The sequence below is a fragment of the Sphaerothrix gracilis Ecp01 genome (assembly GCF_030405905.1).
Taxonomy (GTDB): Bacteria; Cyanobacteriota; Cyanobacteriia; order Phormidesmidales; family Phormidesmidaceae; genus Sphaerothrix; species Sphaerothrix gracilis.
Window position 1 is genome coordinate 12778 of record NZ_JASATW010000025.1, and the last position, 19642, is coordinate 32419.

12 protein-coding genes and 1 pseudogene are annotated in these 19642 nt (G+C 48.6%); 4 read left to right on the plus strand and 9 right to left on the minus strand.

Annotation, left to right across the window (positions count from 1 at the left end):
- Nucleotides 1-171: 171 nt before the first annotated feature.
- Entirely contained in the window at nt 172-3753 is a 3582-nt protein-coding gene (locus QJQ48_RS21950; protein ID WP_346293391.1) for an NB-ARC domain-containing protein, read from the plus strand.
- Between the two features lie 6 nt (nt 3754-3759).
- Here QJQ48_RS21950 and QJQ48_RS21955 read toward each other — a convergent pair whose 3' ends face one another.
- From QJQ48_RS21955 to QJQ48_RS21965, 3 genes are read right to left on the minus strand one after another with little or no spacing between them, the layout of a single operon-like run.
- The gene (locus QJQ48_RS21955; protein ID WP_346293392.1) at nt 3760-4077 is read right to left on the minus strand and encodes a Uma2 family endonuclease; all 318 of its coding nucleotides are present in this window, start codon (nt 4075-4077) and stop codon (nt 3760-3762) included.
- A gap of 2 nt (nt 4078-4079) precedes the next feature.
- Nucleotides 4080-4343, minus strand: a complete 264-nt coding sequence (locus tag QJQ48_RS21960; RefSeq protein WP_346293393.1) for a Uma2 family endonuclease — start codon at nt 4341-4343, stop codon at nt 4080-4082.
- 7 nt (nt 4344-4350) lie between these two features.
- The gene (locus QJQ48_RS21965; RefSeq protein ID WP_346293394.1) at nt 4351-4536 is read right to left on the minus strand and encodes a hypothetical protein; all 186 of its coding nucleotides are present in this window, start codon (nt 4534-4536) and stop codon (nt 4351-4353) included.
- Nucleotides 4537-4723: 187 nt separating this feature from the next.
- Here QJQ48_RS21965 and QJQ48_RS21970 point away from each other — a divergent pair.
- Nucleotides 4724-4813, plus strand: a pseudogene (locus QJQ48_RS21970) (transposase-like zinc-binding domain-containing protein); the annotation flags it as partial.
- Nucleotides 4814-4959: 146 nt separating this feature from the next.
- Here the strand turns inward: QJQ48_RS21970 and QJQ48_RS21980 are convergent.
- The 4 genes from QJQ48_RS21980 to QJQ48_RS21995 all read right to left on the minus strand — a co-directional run bounded on the left by QJQ48_RS21980 (nt 4960) and on the right by QJQ48_RS21995 (nt 14458).
- The gene (locus QJQ48_RS21980) at nt 4960-9156 is read right to left on the minus strand and encodes a CHAT domain-containing protein (protein ID WP_346293395.1); all 4197 of its coding nucleotides are present in this window, start codon (nt 9154-9156) and stop codon (nt 4960-4962) included.
- 222 nt (nt 9157-9378) lie between these two features.
- A complete protein-coding gene (locus tag QJQ48_RS21985) occupies nt 9379-10335 on the minus strand; it encodes a glycoside hydrolase family 16 protein (protein ID WP_346293396.1) in 957 nt (318 codons plus the stop codon).
- Nucleotides 10336-10619: 284 nt separating this feature from the next.
- Entirely contained in the window at nt 10620-13421 is a 2802-nt protein-coding gene (locus QJQ48_RS21990) for a CHAT domain-containing tetratricopeptide repeat protein (protein ID WP_346293397.1), read from the minus strand.
- Between the two features lie 146 nt (nt 13422-13567).
- Nucleotides 13568-14458, minus strand: coding sequence for an aspartoacylase (locus QJQ48_RS21995; protein WP_346293398.1), 891 nt, complete (start codon nt 14456-14458; stop codon nt 13568-13570).
- Between the two features lie 126 nt (nt 14459-14584).
- Between QJQ48_RS21995 and QJQ48_RS22000 the strand changes: the two genes are divergently transcribed.
- Nucleotides 14585-15508 carry a LysR family transcriptional regulator gene (locus QJQ48_RS22000; protein WP_346293399.1) on the plus strand — a complete coding sequence of 308 codons (924 nt, stop codon included), beginning with the start codon at nt 14585-14587 and terminating at the stop codon, nt 15506-15508.
- 536 nt (nt 15509-16044) lie between these two features.
- Nucleotides 16045-17433, plus strand: a complete 1389-nt coding sequence (locus tag QJQ48_RS22005; protein WP_346293400.1) for a nickel/cobalt transporter — start codon at nt 16045-16047, stop codon at nt 17431-17433.
- Between the two features lie 235 nt (nt 17434-17668).
- On the opposite strand, the gene QJQ48_RS22010 is transcribed toward QJQ48_RS22005, so the two are convergent.
- Nucleotides 17669-18424 carry a thioesterase II family protein gene (locus QJQ48_RS22010; RefSeq protein WP_346293401.1) on the minus strand — a complete coding sequence of 252 codons (756 nt, stop codon included), beginning with the start codon at nt 18422-18424 and terminating at the stop codon, nt 17669-17671.
- A complete protein-coding gene (locus tag QJQ48_RS22015) occupies nt 18405-19595 on the minus strand; it encodes a tyrosinase family protein (protein ID WP_346293402.1) in 1191 nt (396 codons plus the stop codon). Before QJQ48_RS22015 ends, QJQ48_RS22010 begins: the two co-directional genes overlap by 20 nt.
- Nucleotides 19596-19642: the final 47 nt, after the last annotated feature.

The window sequence follows — 19642 nt, forward strand, 5'->3', positions numbered from 1 at the left end:
GCTTAAGAGAAAGTTGGCAAAATTTTTGATGCAATTCTCCCTAGCCCAGTGCAAACAAGCGTTACAGGCCAAAATCGGGCTTCGGAAAGATCGCTTACTATCGGAGAAGTTGCCAAAAAGTTCCGTTAAGTTCCCGATTTTCTGACGTCGTCATCTACCCCCACCCAATCTATGAGCCGATCGCCGAAACGTTATCGAGGTGTTGTACTGACTCAGCAGGGAATTGATCGCCTCGAAACCGCGATCGCCATGGCCCAAGACGAAGAAAAATATGGCAAGCGCTTCACTCAGGCGGAACTTGTAGAACGAACTGACCTCAGCATCAAGACTATTAAGAAGATTCGGGACCGCACGGCACCCGTCGATGAAACCTCGGTACGAACCTTGTTTGAGGCCTTTGGGCTGGAACTGGAAACCGCTGATTATGGCCTGCCAGAATTGTCCACGTTGGTAGCAGACCACAACTCACTCCTAAAGGAAAGGCCCTCAACGGCCAAAATCGACTGGGGTGAGAAACCAGATACGGCGATTTTCTTTGGCCGCACGGAGGAGTTGGCGACGCTGGGCCAGTGGGTGATGCAGGAGCAGTGCCGAGTGGTAACGCTACTGGGGATGGGTGGCATCGGCAAAACGTCATTGACGGCAAAGCTGGCAGATCAGACCCATGAGCGGTTTGACTATGTGATCTGGCGCAGTTTGCGAGAAGCGCCGCCGCTGGATGAGATTCTGGTGCGGCTGATTCAGTTTCTCTCGGATCAGCAAGAGACGGAAATCAATCTTCCCAGTCGCTTGGGAGAACGCATCATTCGCCTGCTCCACTATTTGCGGAAGCACCGTTGCCTGCTGGTGCTGGACAACCTGGAGTCGATCTTGCAGGCGGAATCGACGGGGCAGTTCCGGGATGGCTATGAAGGGTACGGGGAACTGATTCGCCGCATCGGGGAGGCGGAGCATCAAAGTTGCCTGCTGCTGACCAGTCGAGAATGTCCACGAGAACTAGCGCCGATGGCGGGCGATCGCCTCCCAGTACGTCTGTGGTCGGTAACCGGCATTGATGCTGATGCCGGACGGGAAATTCTAAAGGCGAAGGGATTGGAATTAGAAGATGCCGATACCCAAGGCCAGGAGCTGATTCGTCGTTATAGCGGCAATCCCCAAGCGTTGCATCTAGTCGCAACCGCCATTCAGCGAGAGTTTTTGGGGGATGTCGATGACTTTCTGGAAGAGGAGGGGGCAGCCGTTGAGGATGTGCGCAGTCTGCTTGATCAGCACCTGACTCGTCTGGCCCCTTTGGAGCGTTCCATCTTGTTTTGGCTGGCGATTAACCGCGAACCGGTGGGGCTGGATGAGTTGATGGAAGACTTGCTGCCGCCTGTGACGAAGCGGGAAGTGCGGAGTGCGTTGAGGGGGTTGAGCGATCGCTATTTGATAGAAACGGTAGGCAAACAGTTCACTTTGCAAAATGTGATTATGGAGTTTTCCACTGATCGCTTTGTCGAGCGAGTTAGCAAAGAGCTGAATACACAGCAGTTTTTGCTTTTTCACACTCATGCCTTCGTAAAAGCAACCGCCAAAGATTATATACGCAACAATCAAATTCGTTTGATTTTAATTCCGATTTCCAGGCAAATCAAAAAGGCAGATTTCTTTATTTTAATCACTCTTGAAAAAATAAAAATAGATAAGAATATTTCTTCAGGATACTCTGCAGGAAATCTTTTAAATCTAATTTTTCATTCAAGCTTTTCAAGGCTGGATAAGGAATTGGATTTTTCAGGCTTAACAATTAGACAATGCTATCTTAATAAAACCGATCATCACCGTGTAAGTTTCATGAGTTCAAAATTCATAAAACCATTCTTAAATGAAGCATTTAAGGTCGTTACCTCACTCGCTTTTAGTTCTGACCAAAAATATCTAGCTATGGGTGATATAAGTGGAAATATACATTTATTAGATTTTGGGGATAAATGCTTTTTGAAAACGCTCTATGGTCATTCTAGTATAATTTCTTCGGTTAACTTTAGCCCAGATGGGAAAAAGCTTGTTAGTGGTAGCGGGGATACAACAATACGCCTCTGGGATTTAAGCAGTTATAGCTGTATCCATGATTTTCAGGGTCATCTAACTGACACTCGCTCTGTTGTCTTCAGCCCAGATGGACAAATTATAGCCAGTTCAGGTGATGATAGAACTGTACGCCTTTGGAATGCTAATACACATGCTTGTATTCACAGCTTTGAAGGACACAAAAGTTGGGTTCATTCGCTTGCTTTTAGTCCTGACGGGAAAATGTTAGCCAGTTCAGGTGATGATAGAACTGTACGTATCTGGGAGCTCGAGACTTACTCCTGTATATACAGTTTTGAAGGTCATGTAAGCTGGATTGATTCAATAGCTTTCAGTCCTGACGGAAAGTATCTCGCTAGTGGAAGTGGAGATACAACTATACGACTTTGGGATTTCTCTAGTAAAAAGTGTATTTGCGTATTACGCGGGCATACACAGGGGATACTCTCTATTTCATTCAGTCCTAACGGAAAGTATCTGGCTAGCGGAAGTGGCGATGCAACAATTCGTATTTGGGATCTTCATAGTCTTTCCTGCGTTAATACTTTATGTGGCCACACAGGTTGGATTCATTCAGTTATCTTTAGCCCTGATGGACTAACTGTGGCTAGTGGAAGTGGAGATACAACAGTCCGCTTTTGGGATATTCGTACCAGTAACTGCATTCATAGCTTCCAAGGATATACTAATCAAATTCGTTCAATCGCCTTCAGCCCAGATGGAAAAACTATTGCCAGCGGAGGCGATGATTCAAAAGTTCGTCTTTGGGATGTTGAAAGTCTTAACTGTACCAGAATTTTTCAAGGTCACGGTAGTTGGATTCATACAACAAGCTTTAGCCCGGATGGGCTAACTATAGCTAGCGGTAGTGGTGATACAAGTATACATCTTTGGGATATTAAATCTAACAGATGCTCTCGTATCTTAGAGGGCCACACTAGTGGAGTACGTTCCGTGGTATTTAGTCCTGATGGAAAATACTTGGCAAGTGGTAGTAGCGATTTAAGCATTAGGATTTGGGATTTAAACTCATTTCAATGTTTATATAGTTTTCAAGATCATGAAAGCAGGATTAATTCAATAGCCTTTGCTCCTAGAGGTAACGTTTTGGCTAGTGCCAGCGATGATTTAACTGTACGCCTTTGGGATGTTCGGACAGGTGCCTGTTTTTTTGTTTTTAGAGGGCATAAAAATAGGGTTCGATCGGTCAGTTTTAGTCGTGATGGAAAAGTCTTAGCTAGTGTGGGTGATGATAAAACTTTGTTTATTTGGAGTGTTGAGAAATATAAATTATTGAAAAAAATTCATAAACATAAAGAAGGGATACGTTCAGTAGCATTCAGTCCTGATGGCACAAGAATTGCTACCGGAGGCGATGACAGTGTGGTTTGTCTTTGGGATAGCTATTCATATAACTGTGTCAATAACTTTCGAGGTCATAATGGTCTAATCTATGAAGTGGCATTTAGTCCCGACAATCAAAAATTAGCTAGTAGTGATGAGAATGGAACTATTTGTGTTTGGAATGTCAATCGGTCTGCTTGTCTTGGATTATCGAAACTTCCGAAGCCCTATGAAGGAATAAATATCACTGGTGCGTCAGGATTTACAGAAGCAGAGAGAGCTTCTATGCTTGCCCTTGGCGCAATTGACCATTCTTCCGAGAATCTTTCAGGAAACTAAAACAGGCTACCATTGCAAAATCTTCTCAATGGCTAGATTCAAGGCTGAAAAAACTGGAGACTCAATCAGCCCTTGACCCAAATATTCTGCTGCCTCATACCACCCCTCCAGCAACGTACATACCGTCACCATTTCCTTCAACGGGTCACATATCCAATATTCCGGAATATCCAGTACACTATACTCCGCCCGCTTCGCCCGATGATAATCCGTGCTCTTTGTAGACTCGCTCACCACCTCCACCACCAGCAACGGCGGCGGCTCATTCAGGCGAATCACCACTTCCCGGTCTTGCAATGCCTCCCACTGCGTCAGTGTCAGCACCGTCACATCCGGAATGCGCACGGTATCCCAGGCTTCCCCCGAGGCGACTGCAAGCCGACCGTTCCTGCCAGCGCAATCCAGGGCTGCTGCAAACGCTCAATCTCATCATCCAGGATGCGCTCCAACCGCTTGATGATGGCTCCATGACGACCCGTTCCTAAACTCATTGGCAGCAGTTCTCCATTCACCAACTCATAGCGAACGTCGCTGCCATCGTCATAGGTCAGATAGTCCTCTAAGGTTAGGCGTTGCGTGGCGAATGACATGACAAGGCTATGTCATTCGCCCTACCGTTTCCAGAATTAGCCCAGCCTGCTGAATCGCGGTGCTGACCTGCTGCCAGTAGCTCTGAACCTGCTGTTGCATAAGTTCTCGATGCTTGTGAGGCAATGACTTACCCGCTGCTACCCGTTGACCCACGGTTTTGATGTCATCAAGGGCACTGTCAGGGGTTTCCATGGCTTTGGCAATTCGATACCAGTCGCGAAGCTGAATCAGCGTTAAATTTTCTACAGGAGTGTTGATGTTTGAGGAAGGCGATGGTCCTAAGGTACCGGCGCTGCGCCATCGCCCATGCGCCTGAATCTGCTCAGCAATCTCTTTTTGGGCGTTGCATAATTAGAAGATGAATTAGGGGTAACCTGTGATGCAATGTCCGGAGTGTGGAGCCACTCACATCCGTAAGAACGGCAAGAGAAAAGGTAAGCAAAATTACATCTGCGTCGCCTGTGGTCGACCGCAAAACGCTTCGTTATTCCAAGTTCGTAGACGTGCTGGCTCACTCTGTCAGATTGTTACTTCACTACCTCAAATTTGACGATGTCCCTGCTCCTCCAAGGTTCATACCTTGATTCAGCAACGCCCGCCAAAATTTTCTCTCACCTACCAGGGACTGCCAACCATCGTAAACCAGGCCCAGTAATAAGGATGACTAAAATCCACATCAAATATCTCCCCTGATCCAGGCTGCAGGGGATAGGATTCCATACCAGGAGCAATTAGCTGATTGGCATGAATTCTAACCTGACCGTTCTTTAAAGCTAGCTGAGCGGCTCGCAGCGCTTCGGCTTTAATAGGTGCCTGCCTGAGATGACCATAAAACTGGCTCATCAGCGCAAACGTGCCCATATCAGACACCTGCCTCAGACTGGCTAAAACTGTTTTTACTCCCGTCTGATAGGCTAGACCGGCAAATCCTAGCTCCGCTTGCTCATCCCCTAAAGCCGTTTCGCAAGCGCTGAGTGTTAGCAAATCGATGCCTGCTAGATTCAGCTGAGAGAGGTCCAAGAGAGATAAACGCTCGTTGCCACCCACATAGATATGAGAGATTTCGGGATTGCCGGTCACAAATCGAGCATGAGTTGCCAAATGCAGAATGTTGAAATTGCCCTCTGATAAATTCTTCTGCAGAGTATCAAAGGTAAACCTTTCTTCAGACAAAATAACCGGACTACCGCGCCATAGCCAGCGATCGATAAAATCCAACTCACTTCGCACACCCGGTAGGTTGTCTAGGGACTCGGATGAAGCAGTAAAATCACTAACTCCCATTGCCAAAAGTCGAGGCGGATTGATGTTTCGATATCGGGTATCCGTTAAGCTCATACTGGGCATCAAGCCTATACTGTAATCTTCAATAATAAACTTCTCCTCTGAGTCCTGTATGACTGGTAAGAGAATTTCGATATCGGCTTTTATGTTTAGATTGTTAGAATCATTATTTTTACTAGGATTATCATTTTCAGCACTCATTGCGGCCATAGGCAAAGAGCGCAGCTTAGTATCCATAATAAAAACTAAGTTGTCAATTTTTTGACCTTCTAAATCAGCTTTAATTGGCTCAATCAGAGCTTGATGTAAAGCCTGGGCAGGGGCAATCCAGTAGCCGCTAGCGCTCGACATCAATCCGTTTTGCAAACTAGTAATGTAGTGACTGATAGCCTGATAGGAAACGCCTGTCGCTCTGAGCACGGCTGGATGACGACCGCTAACAACTAGAAGCACCAGTTGACTGCGCTGTCGATCTTCTGGGGAAGCAATATATTCCAATAAGTTCGAATAGTCTCGCACTTCTCCATCAGAAACAAAACGCCAAATGAGTTCGTTCTCAATGGGGTTGCTATCAGGTGTATTGCTAACCAGTAAAGGCTTTAAATAATTAATACGACTTCTCAGTTCAGCTAAATCGATATCAGGAGAGAGAAAAAAGGCATAGATTAGAGCTGGCCGAATGCGGCGAAGCGCTTCGACTTGAATTAATTCTTGGCGAATTTGACTAAGCGTTTTGAGCTGCGTTTCTCCCTGCCTATTGAAATGATCTTCATAGGCGCGAGTAAAGGCATCTTCCAATGCGTGAACCAGTCCTGCGGTTTCCACTTCAGTTAGAAAGTTAGGAGCTAGTGGCTCATTTGAAACGATTTGGTCAAATTGCTCAATTTGTGGTGTCAGCCCTGAAGTAATCAGACTAATATTGCCTTGCGTATAGGTTTCTGAAAAACGGCGAATTGGTGCAACGACGTTGCTTGCGCCAGACGTAATAGCCGCAGCGGTACCGTTGCGGCTGGCATCACCGATTATGAAAGGAACATTGGCGAGGCCGCCGCCATGCCGGATTGTAATCCGACCGCCAGTACCAGTATCTGCACTTGAAAGGCTAGCGGCTATACCGTTCTGGTCAGTGAAAGTGGAAAGGGAGCTGAAAAATAGACCCGCTGTAATGTCAATATTACCGCCCGGTCCGCCTAAGCCTTGAGTATCCAACAGGCCGGTTGAGATAGTTTCTAAAGCACGGAGGCTAACATCTCCTCCTTGCCCACCGGCATTACGAATGTCTCCAGCTAGGATGCTGCGATCGCTCGTCAACAAGACTTCAGCAACATTACTATTAGCAGGAACTAAATTGGGATTGATGTCACCCAAAACTAAATTGCCCTCAGCAGAAAGATTGATTAGGCCGCCGTCGCCAGGCAGTCCCAAATCGGCAAAGGCAAAGGTTTCTAGACTACCAACTTGGATATTGCCACGTCCAGATGTGATTTGAATGGCCCCTCCTGTACTACCTGCATTACCTAAGCGACCAACTGTGAAGGAAAACAGATTGCCTGCCGTGACGTTGCCATTGCTGGAAATGAGCGTAATTGACCCACCATTATCTGACAGACCAATGTTACCGCTAGCCGGTGGGGCTGCATTAGAAAACGAGCGCAGAATGCCGGTATTGATATCCCCGTTCTCAACCAATACAGTAATGCTGCCTGCTTGACTCGCATTGCCAACAGCGGCTTCTGCGAAGGTGTTAATTTCTCCAGTATTGGCCCCTGTGATAGCGCTAAGACTTACTTGCCCGCCGTTGCCTGAAGCCGTCGCCAGCGCATTGAGATTGCCGGTATTGAGAGCACCTGCTGTGGCACTGAGGGTAATATTGCCCGCCGTCAGTAGGCCACTTACAGAGGTATCTAGCGTTCCAGCCGTAATGCTAGCTGCCGTGATACTCAGATCTCGGCCATTGGTAGTGATGGTTTGCGCTGGATCCATCAAAAAATTTCGGCCTGCAGCTAGGCTAATAGGACCACCTGGCCCAAAGTTAAGACTGACGCCTGGAGTCAGGGTAATATCGTTAGTGGCTTGGAGCAGCAGCGTGCCCCCCAAGCTCTCTAAAGTCGCTGTACCAATTTGAAAGTTAGCAGATCCTCCCTCTCCGAATAAAATCTGACCCGCCGGAGCACCCGCTGGAACGCCCGGTGCTAGCTGGGCATCGTTGACGCCCGTACCGGCCACGATGGTGATATTAGCCGGGTCAAATAGGAGCGTTCCAGCGCTACCATGAGCAGCTTCGACGGCTGCCTTTCCTTCAAAGATGAGGCGCTGACCTCCTGAAATTTCAATTAAGCCGCCGTTTCCGCTGATACTGCCACCCTGAGCGCTGATTTGACCATAGAACCCCGTCAAGTCAGTGGCCCACACAATGGCGCTACCGCCGTCTCCCGTCTGCAGAGCATCAACCGTGATGACAGAGCCACTATCTGCGTAAGTACGGAGCGCTAGGGGAACTGTTCCCTGTCCCTGATAGTCGCCGCCAATTCTGACGGTTCCTCCGTTGAGATCCCCGGCTGCAGCAATATCGGCCTGGATGAGCGCCACGCGATCGCCCCAAACTGCTACGCTCCCTCCCAAAACGCCGCTCGCCTCAATTTGACCAGAAGCGATCGCGGTGCCGGGTGTTACCAAAAGCGGTTCAGGGCTACTAATGAGCTGAATCGTACCGTCTGCGTTGACTTCAAGCCCCATAGCGCTGCCTAAATTGCCGCCCGTGAGTAGCGCTGGTAGAGAAAGCGGATTGAAACTATTAGGTTTAGCAGCGTTGGTCAGCGGTTCAAACTCTAGACCGAGTAAACTATTGACTTGACTGAGACGCACCAAGTTTTCACCAGGCACGGCAGTGAGGATGATTTGCCCTCCTGGGGCTGTCAGACTTCCAGTATTGACGACGCTTCCGCCAAGAAGCGTTAGAGACTTGCCAACAGGGACCGCTAGACTACCGGCATTAACGATGCTACCGGGATTATCCATTGCAAATCTAAATGCTATTGGTTCACCAACTAGAGCCACATAGTCATTGCGACCTAGCGCCTCAAACCAGCCGTTACCAAAATCTATGCTGCTCGCAGTTGTAGCTGTAAATGAGCCAGCTAGATCAAGCCGAGCATTGGGGCCAAAGAGAATCCCTACAGGATTGAGCAGGTAAAGATTTGTCGAGCCATGCCCTACTGCACGAATTAAGCCGTCAATCACTGAAACGTCACCACCAATGACGCGGCCTAGAACGTTTTGGATATGAGTGTCAGTTGTAAAAGTAGCGATTTCTCCAGCTTGAAGATTAAAGTCTTGAAAGCTATGAAAGAGATTTTGACCACTCTGCGTACCCCCCTCAATATTGAAGCGATCGCCTGTAGGGGTGACTATTGTTCCAGTTCCATCCGCAGCAGAGGTTATTTGAGCAATTCCTACAGAAACTTCAAAACTGCTGAGACAGCCCAAAACAGTAAGAGATGAAAAAACAATCCTTGCAAGTGCTTTCATGATTTCAAGTGGCAGTACTCTAAATGACGATTTGTATCGCTATCCTGCAAAAACAGGCGTTTGCTACAGAGCGTACCGCTTTATTATCCGCAGAGCTATGGCAAGCTGAAGTTTTGCCGCAATTCGTCAGTGTCCCAAGTCCGCAAAGCCTGATATTAAGGACACTGGCAGTTTATTAAAGAATGCAAATTCAGATGAGGTGATCAGTAAAGCTTCCTTAAGCTATCTCTTAGCGCAAAGCCATAGCACACCGACGACACAAGCAAGCGCCAAAACTGAATTTGTTTCAGGGATTGACTGAGCTAATTGCTCTACTTGGACAAAATCAACTTCATAGAAAAAGGCTTGATTAGTTTCGGCACTGAAGGCTGGCTGTAACGAACTATCAAAAGCAGCCGTAAAGTTATTGGTCGGTGCCCAGAAGTTGAGATGTAATTTCATCGGTTTGTCTGGGACAATCACAGAATTTGAAAAAACAAGATTGTCGTTGACTAGCCATCTAACTTCATTGGGCAACCACTCAATTCGGAAAGTATTGAAATCAGTTAAATCTAGATTCTCGACACCTACAAAGCTGGGATTACCTACGCCCGGTGGCTCATTGGCGAAAACGTTGGTTAGAACGGTTGGAATGGGTCCCTGCGCCGTCTGACTGATGGCATTAGTAAGAAACTCGAAATCAATTTCGTTAAATAGAAATTGATTAGATCCTATAGGTTCGCTCGCAAATAAAAACAGTGAAGCGAGCAGTCCTCTTTGGATTTCTGTTCCTATCAGGGTAGGCGCGTTGACACGCACCCTGGCTTCAACGGCTAATCCTTTGCCTCGGCTGAATGTTTGTTGCGTAATCACTTCAGACCCCAGGAGTGAAGGAATTTCGCCAGGCTGTAGACTATTGTTGCGCGGGTTAAACGTATTAAGTTCTAAACGGGCTATTCCATCTACAACTGTTGGTAATCGATCGAGACGTAGCTGGGTACGACCCAAAAAGGTCGGATTTGGCTCTCCAGGACCCGGTGCGGGAATGGGCAGTTGAGGAAGTTGCCAAAAAGTAGAACTGACGGTGTTACGCCCATCGAAGTCATCTCGGAAAAGAATAGCACTACGGGCTGCAGCATTTGAGCCTAGCAAACTGGCGATCGCTAAAGCGCTTGAAATTGCAAGTTTAATTTTCAACATAAGATTGCTGACATATCAATCATTTCATTCTTATCCTTACGCGACCTGCATAACGTCGCTAAAGCGCATCGCGGGTAAGACTAGGGGCGCAATCAGATTAAATCAGAGGGTAATTGGACTACCCAGCAAGGTTGCTAACCCTACAACAATTGGCACAAACCAGAGAAGAGCATCCTGCATGCTCCACAGTAAAGCCGCCAGCAGACTCACTAACGATAAACCAAGAGAATGTTTACATGAGTCGAAAACCCTGTCGAAAATTCACAGCAGCAAACCAATCGAGCCTACTCAGCAGCACCCACTAGGGTGAACGCAGCCCAGTCTCGCGGGGACAATCCTTGTTCAATCATTTGCAACATCGCCTGCCGCAGAGCTTGCGCCTTGGTTTGTCCCTGCTGTAATTGCTGGTAAAACGTCACCATTAGCTCAGCGGTGGGTGCATCGGGAACTGACCAGAGAGAGACGACGACGCTAGGGACTCCGGCTGTGATCAGCGATCGCGATAACCCCACGACGCCATCGCCGGTGATCCGGCCTCGCCCGGTATCGCAGGCACTGAGGACTACCAAGTCGGCATTGAGGTCAAGCTGCAGAATCTCAGCGGCGGTGAGAAGGCCGTCTTCACCGCTGCCCGGTGCCAAAGCGATCGCCCCAGGTAAGTCCCGTACACCGGATACTTGTGGATCGCCATATTCCAGCAGGCCGTGGGTAGCCAGGTGAATCAGGTCGGCGGTTTCAATTTGCTGTTTAATCTGGGCTTCGCTAGCTTGGTTGCCGGTGAGCACGTCGGTGTTGAAGAAGCTGGCAATTTGTTCAGCCTCGCTCTGCGCACCGGGCAGGTTAGTGAGTTGAGTTTTAATCAGGCCATCAGCGGTCGGTACCCAGATACTGGGCATCAATGGATTACCGACAATCAAAGCGTTGTTGGTTTGCTGAGGCATTCTGTACGAGGGGCGATCGCGAATAGCGCCTACCCGGTCGGCCAGTTCCAAGATCTGAATCGCGGGGACGGTCACAATCGTATGTTTTTCAATTAAGTAGGTACCTTCGGCATCTTGCAGGGCGGCAAAGGGCACTAGAAACAGGCTGCCCTGAGGCACAAAGACGACTTTGGCATTCGGGTCGGTGGGCAGAAGATCGGCGATTGGGTCAATCAGAATTTGGTAAAGCTGCTGAAGCTGTTCGGCCTGAGCCGAGTCATCCAGAGAAACCCGAATTCCGACATTTCTCAGATTGGCTACAAGTTCAGTGATTGTGGAGGTGTCTTCAGCGGTGCGGTAGAGAGGGCCGTTAATGGATGTGAGGGGATTGAAGGCTAGGCCGGAGCTATCGTCGTTCTCAAAGGCGACGAAGCGAAATTCAATTTCACCGGTGGGTCGCACCACCCAGATGTAGAGCGCTTGGTCAAATTGCAGGGAATAAGTGACAAGGGTTGTCTGGGTGTCGCGGGCAATTTGCTGAATCTCAGCCACAGTGGGAATCTGGGTCACGGAGCTGGCCTCTAGCGCCGCTCTCTCTTCTTCACTGGCAAGGCGGCTAGCCAACTGCAACACAAACGCCCGTCCCCGCCCCCGTTCAGTGACCGCTAGCGCTTCGTCCTCCTGACCTTGAGCAACAAGAGCTAGCTCTAAATATCGGTAAGCGGCTCTCTGGGTATCGGCAAGGGTAATAAGCTGACTGTCGGGCAAATCTGTCCGAAGAGATTCGAAAATTTGAATAGACTGCTGCAGTACCGGCACAGCTTCTGCAAAGTTGCCTAGGTTGATTAGCGTAGTGCCTTGGTTGTTGAAAGCAATTGCTGCCCCGGCGCGATCGCCAATCTCTTGAGCAATAATGAGGGCTGCTTGGTAATGGCTCAAGGCCCGCTCATACTGGCCTAGCTTGCTACGCGCCGTTCCAATGTTATTGAAGGTTTTACCTTCACCGCTGCGGTTATCAATCTCTTGAGCGATAGCGAGGGCTGCTTGGTAATGGCTCAAAGCGCGCTCGTACTGTTTGAGACTGATGTAGGCTCCACCAATGCTGTTGAGAGTAGCGCCTTCGCCTTGGCGATCGTCAATCGCTTGTTGAATAGCGAGGGCTGCTTGGTAATGATTCAAAGCGCGCTCGTACTGGCCTAGCTTTTCATATATCGCTCCAATGTTATGAAGGGTAGTCCCTTCACCATTTTGATCGTTGATTTCTTGACTAATGACGAGGGCAGTTTGGTAATAGCTCAGAGCCTGCTCATATTGACCTAGATCCTCATACACCAAGCCGATGTTGTTGAGGGTAATACTTTCGCCATTGCGATCGCCAACCTCCCGGCGAATGACAAGAGCGGCTTGATAATTGCTCAGGGCACGCTCATATTGACCTAGATAGTAATACACCAATCCGATATTGCTGAGAGTGTAGCTTTCGCTTCTACGATCGCCGATTTCTTGACTAAACACGAGAGCGTCTTGGTAATAGCTCAAAGCGCGCTCATACTGTCCTATGTTGATGTATACCGATCCAATGTTGTTAAGGATAATACCTTCACCCTCTTGATCGTTGGTTTCTTGATTAATAACGAGAGCGTCTTGGTAATAGCTCAGAGCACGCTCATATTGTCCCAGCATGCGATACGCCAATCCAATATTATTGAGGGTGGTCTCTTCGCCACTGCGATCGCCAATTGCTTGCTGAAGCTCAAGCGCTAATTCGTAGTATGCCAATGCCCGTAGGTACTCCCCAAAGCTCCGTGAAATTAAGCCCAGTCCAGTCAGTATATTTGCCTCTCCAATTGAGCTTTCTGCTGGAAATGCCTCACGTACGTCCGGGGCTTGGTAAAGCTCTAGTGCCTGTTGAAACCTGTCCCAGGCTATCTGATGCTGGCTCATCTGCCAAAGCTCAAAAGCCTGGCTGGATAAGCGATTGGCATTGGCTAAACGACTGGCCGCCCTCTCGCGTTGCGCCAGAGTGGAGCCGAGCTGAGATTGAGCCGGTTCGGTAGTTTGTGAGCGTCCTGGTAGCTGTGGAGTCAAAGCAAGTAAAGCCGTGGCTACGAGTAGACTAAGTAGCTCTATAAAGGGAGCATAAGAAATACGATTGAGCGGCGTCATTGCTATATTTCGGGTTAATTAATAGAGATTATTCGCGTTGATGAAATTTTCTGCTAGCTGGGCATTCAAACACATAAGGCGATCTACTCAATAACTTCACCAATAAACGACCTGCATAAACGTAGATGAACGTCACTGCAAGCTTTCTAATCAAGCTGAATTTGCCGCTTCGTAGTTAAGCACATGGCAATTCCTTTTTCGTAATAGGCTGCCTCATTCACAAATACGGGATAAACGGTGGAGTCGCCCTGATAGACAATTGTTCGCTGATCGAATGTCAAAAAAATGGGATCGCCAGGGTTGAGCGCGGCGTAGTCTCTGTTGTGAAGCTGTGGATGAATTGCCGCTATAATTTCTCCTTGACTATTTCTGGGATAATCAATGGCTCTACAGTACTGATAAACTGTAAGTTGCTGTTGACCAAGCTGAATATCGGCCTGATTAGATTGGTCTAAGTAGCTTAAGATTGCCTGAATTAAAGCTTCTGTCTTAGTAAAAAGTTCAGCGTGAAGGGTGCCATGACAAATCGGCCCCACTTCAATGCAAAGCCTGTATTTAGCTAGCGATCGCAGGGCATCCTGCTCGCGGCCAGACTGGGCCGAACTGTATACTTTTAGGGTCGGTTCTATCGTACTCAGGTGAGCCGCTAATCTTAAGACAAACTGACTTAAATTATCCAAAATTAGCATCATGCCGGCATTGGCACTGGTGCTGTGGATATCAATGGCGAAATCAACAGGAGTCCGGCCCGCTAAGCCAAACTGCTCGCGTATTTCTATTGCTCGTTGCACTTCATAGACAGCTGAGTCAACATCTTCAGTTTGCCGATCTTCAAGATTAAAACAGCGATTTAAATCTTGGTCGATATAGCGTAGTCCGGCAGTCATGGCGCGAGGATTTCCCAACAGCAATACTGTTTCAAATGACGCTCTTTTTGCTAGCTCTGGATTCTGCTCAAATTTCTTGACTAAATAGATGCCTGTAAGCTCATTGCCGTGGGTGCCTCCGGCTATCAGCACACGATTAATTTTATTCATGGATTTTTCGAATTGAAGTTGGCGTAGCTAGGTCTTAAGCCCAGTTGACTTACACTGTACTCAGCCATAGATATGGTGAGATCACCATGATCAGCATTGTTGTATGACGAAATAGACATAACTGCGATGAAATCAGCAAGATGGCATGGACTTGAGCTACGACACTTGGATTACGCCATTACCGTTAAAAAGCATCAGGGGTTTGTTCCCGCTGCGATCGCTTTGAAACTCGATCAAGGCTTTTTAAGTAAACAAATTCGACGGCTTGAGGCCAGGCTCGGCTTTGAGCTGTTTGATCGCACAATTCGACCGCTGGGAATAACGGCTGCAGGGCAGGTGTTTTTGGCTGAGGCAGAGCGCATTTTGAGCCGCACCGACAAAGCTATTCAGCTTGCCTACGAAACCCAGCAGGGACATTGGGGACGGCTCGATGTTGGTATTAATACATCCGTGGCTAACAGTATCCTGCCAAAACTTTTAGAGACCTTTCTGCAACACTACCCCAATGTTGATCTCATGCTGCATGAGCTGCCCTCTTATGAGCAAATCAAGCAGCTCAAAACCCGAAAAATTGACGTGGGCCTATTTCACAAGCATAGTTTACGCACCCCAGAAGGTTTAGCGGAAACGTTCAGCACACTATCAATTTTTCGGGAAACGCTTCTGGTCGTTTTGCCAGAGAAACATCGCCTTGCAAAGGAAGCCAAAATCTCACTGGCACAGCTTGATGGCGAACGATTTGTGCTGCCGCCCCGAACCTTGATCAATGGCTTACGGGAGCAAATCGAGCAAACCTGCGCGCAGTTCAACTGTCAGCCAGTCGTGGTTCAAGAAGCCGCTTGGATTACCACTGTTTTAAGCTTAGTTGCTGCAAAAGTGGGCGTTTCAATCTTGCCTGCGAACACGAAAAAGTTACGGCGATCGGGTGTCGTATATCGCGAGATCGAAGAAACCTCACCAATTTTGGAAATCTTAGCGGTCAAAGAAATTGATCACGATTCACCTACCGTGCAAAACTTCTTCAATCTTTTGAATCAGATTAACCTGTAAAACAACGGCATCTATACAAAGTATCGACACAAGCGATTTCGTCGGATTGGCATTGCTTGATCAACCTGGCTTCCTCGGCATAGTTTCCCTCGGCGATGACCTGCGTTAGAACCCAACCCAGGGGTTGATTAAATCCACTGATACCCAACACCATTTGTAAATAAATATAAAGCTTACGCCAAAAAAGATTCTATGACTGTCCCGTAAGCGTACTCCTTGTGTAGCTAGCTGGAGCTTATCTGACCCTTGCTTACAAAGCGCTCTAAAGTTTCACACTCACGACAGGCTCATAGGACTCAAACTAATGGTCTGTCAGCTTTAATTTTGCGAGTGATTGTAAGTTGGGTTGAACGGAGCGAAACCCAACAGCGGCAGGGGTTTTGCTAGGTTACGCTATCGCTAACCCACTTACAGATTCAAACTTGACGCTGCCCTGATTGATTGGCCAATCCTTGAGCTTTCTGAATATGCGAAGACTACAGATTTGCTATCTCTGCGAAGCAGTCAAATAAGAGACTATTGCACAGCCTATAACCATGATGCAAAAACTACGCCGATATCGTTGGCTAAGCTTGATCGCTGGGATCACTGCTCTACTGCTATGTCTGATTACAGCAGCGCCAAGTACGGCCCACTGGTCTGATTTAGCCACAGCAGAAATTATTGTCGAAGAAGCTAGAGTTCAGATGACTCTAACTTATCCGACCGGATTAACGGCTTTTGCTGACGATAACCGAGATGGGCAACTCTCAGTTCAAGAGATTGAAAGCCATGCTGATGCGCTCCAGACTTTTTTAGACAGTCGCATTCACCTGCGAGATGGTCGTAATCGGTTAGCAGCCATGAACGTTCAACCCCGCAACGAGTTTGCCACCTCCGCAGCGATCGCAGCCCCTAGTACGCATACAACCCTAAGTCTTGCTTATACCTGGACTGAGCCCATTGACAGCTTAAGGATTGACTATGATCTATTTGTTCCGAATGCCGCCGAAGCGAGTTGTTTAGCCACCATCCTGCACAAAGAGAAACTGATAAACCACGTTTTTACTCCCCAGAAGTCAACTTTGGCTCTGACATCGGCAGGAATAGGGCTGGGAATGCAGGCTTGGTTGCTGCCGCTGGTGGGTGCCTTTGCTTGGGGGGCGGTCCATTCAATGTCTCCGGGTCACGGCAAGACGCTAATCGGCGCTTATTTAGTGGGGGAACGGGCGACACCCTTACACGCGATTTTCCTGGCGATCACAACAACAGTTACCCATACCTTGGGAGTGATTGCCCTCGGCTTGGTTACCCTATTTGCCGCTCGCTACGTCTTGCCAGAACAGCTTTATCCCTGGCTGAGTCTGATCTCAGGCAGTATGGTGATTGCGGTTGGTCTGCATCTTCTCTGGCAGCGATCGCGTCAAAAATCAGGCGGTGCCAAAGCCCCACATCAACATTCCCATAGCCATCATTCTCAGCCAGCTCATCATAGGCATTCCCATACTCACGGGCCTGATCATCTTCATGGGCATACTCATTCCCATCAGAGCCATAGTCATGCAGCAGAGTTACACGCTCATGACGGCCATGTCCACTCTCATTTACCCCTAGGCGATAACGGCAACCCCGTGACTTGGCAAAATTTGCTGATGTTAGGTCTATCGGGTGGACTCATCCCTTGTCCGGCGGCCTTGGTGCTTTTGCTAGGGGCAATTGCACTGGGCAATCCAGCTTCTGGCTTGATGCTAGTATTTGTGTTTAGTTTGGGACTGGCCAGCGTTCTGACGGGAATCGGATTATTGCTGGTTTATGCTAAACAGCTTTTCAAGCGCTTGCCCACGCCGGGTAAATCGTTGATACAGTGGTTACCAACCGCCAGCGCCATAGGAATTACTCTGATTGGATTCGGTATTTTAACTCGGTCAATCTTGCAAATTTTCTAAAGCCTCTTTTGACCCTGCTTCCTGCTAGAGACTTACTGCAAATCGTTGCTGGTGGAGGGCTTGAAGAGTAAATGACACTAACAAGATACCCGCCGCTGCCAGCAAACATAAAAACACAGGACACCAGAGAGATTAAGAACCCTGCAACGCCAAGCCATAAGCTTTAGGCAGATTGAGAAAGCAGCGCGATCGCTGCCTTACCTTACGATACAAAGACCTACGAGGATATTGGGGGCTAAAAGAAGCTACTTAGCTGCTCGGTAAGGGTTTTAACTAGAGCTGACTGCTCATGATGTAGAAAGAAATGATCGCCCGGAAAAATTTGAAGGGCAAAAGCAGCCGCTGTTTGTTCACGCCAGGCTTCTAAAGACTCTACGTCAACTTCCGGGTCGTGCAGCCCACCGATTGCCGTAATCGGACACTGCAGCGGCGCAGCCGGAACATAGCGATAGTTTTCAAGCGCCTTGAAATCTGCACGCAGCACGGGGAGCAGTAGCTGCATGAGATCGCTATTGTCAAGAATTTCAGTGGGGGTGCCGTTGAAGCGGCGCAGCGTGTCTCGCAGTTCGCTATCGGTTGAATTGTGAAGTGGGGGTTTTGTATCGGGTACCTGAGGAGCCTGCCGCCCTGAGACGATTAGACGCAGAGGCTGACAGTGCTGATCTTGGCGTAAGCGGCGAGCCAATTCAAAGCTAATCAAAGCCCCCATACTGTGACCAAAACAGGCAAAAGGTTTATCAAAATAAGGCTGCAGCGCAATCGCGATCGCTCGGACTATTTCACTCAAGTCAGTCAGGGCGGCTTCATTCATGCGCATTCCCCGTCCGGGTAGCTCAATCAGACAGACTTCTATCGGCTCCGGTAAAGTTAAAACCCACGGTCGATAAACAGACGCACTGCTGCCGGCATAGGGAAAGCAGAACAGCCGTAACTTTGCCTGAGGATTAGGCCGAGGTCTTGTCACCCAGCGATTAGGGGTTGTGATAGTCATAGACTGATGAGCGGGTAGTGTCGTAGGTGTAGCCCAGAGATCTAAAATCGAGAACATCCGCTGGCGTGACCACTTGAGCGGTAGCAACTGTCGGTAGCCAAACCAGGAGATTGCCTGGTCCGAAGCTTCCGGGTTTTGACAGGCCGCCATCCCAGGGAAACATCGGATCCTTGAGGTTGTGACCAAAAGGGTTGCCCCGGTTAGGAAAAAAGCTTTCTCCAGTATGTCCCTGATCTTGCCATTGCGCCCAAAGCCGATCAACGTTGGCGTGCAGTAGCCAAAAGATGGGATCGTAAGGTGAACAGGGAATGCTTTCCATCGTTCCCAGAGTGCGAATTTCTTTAGGGACGTCTTGAGACTCAATGACCTCAATTTCGCTGCCGCCAATCAGGGTGTGAATATAGGCATGAAAATTCCAGCCTGGCACAAATTGACCGCGCGAATTCAAGGCTGCTGCTCCTTCTAATAGAGCATTGAACACCTCGTAGTGATCAAGGCTTAAGAGGGCGTCGGTATCAGTTTCAAGCGGATACTGGTCAAACGGGGGTAGGCCCACGAATCGCAACAGGCGATCGCCGAAAGTTTTGCCAGAATAGGCTTCAAAGTGAAGGGCTTCATTGAGTCGCCAGTCAGCAAACGAACCTGTTGTCACAGGCCCCCCTTCAAACTGGCCTCCGCCCGGAATCTCAACCCAGGTGCCTCGTCCATTTGGGCCTAAAAAGTCCGCCTGCAAAACGACCTCAAGGGCATCGGGGTCAGTCCAGTCCCAATAGGGAACAGTGACGGTCGGATCAATAGCCTGTAAAGCCTGCTCAAACTGCAATAGAAACTGGCGATGCCAGGGTAAGAAAGCCGCCCGCCCGTGGGCTGGATTAACTTTCTGTGGGCCGGTTGAGTCAGGATTGTGGTCAAAGCCCATTGTCAGGACGTGCTGCAAGACAAACTGCTCATAGCGGCTGAGGTCACTGCCCTCAGGCCGGATCTGATGCAGCCTTTTGACAGCATTCACGAAGGCAATTTTTTCCGCTGCCGTCATGTCTACAACGCTTTTGCGCAGGGAACTTGGAGTTACCTGCGCTTGGGGATAAACAGGGACAGGGGCAGGGTAGTCCAAAGGAGAAGGCGCAAGCGCTTGACGAATAGCGGGAACGCCAATAATGACAGCTGCCACCGCTATCCCTAAGACCATTAGCGCAGCTCGAGGAAACGTTCTAGCAA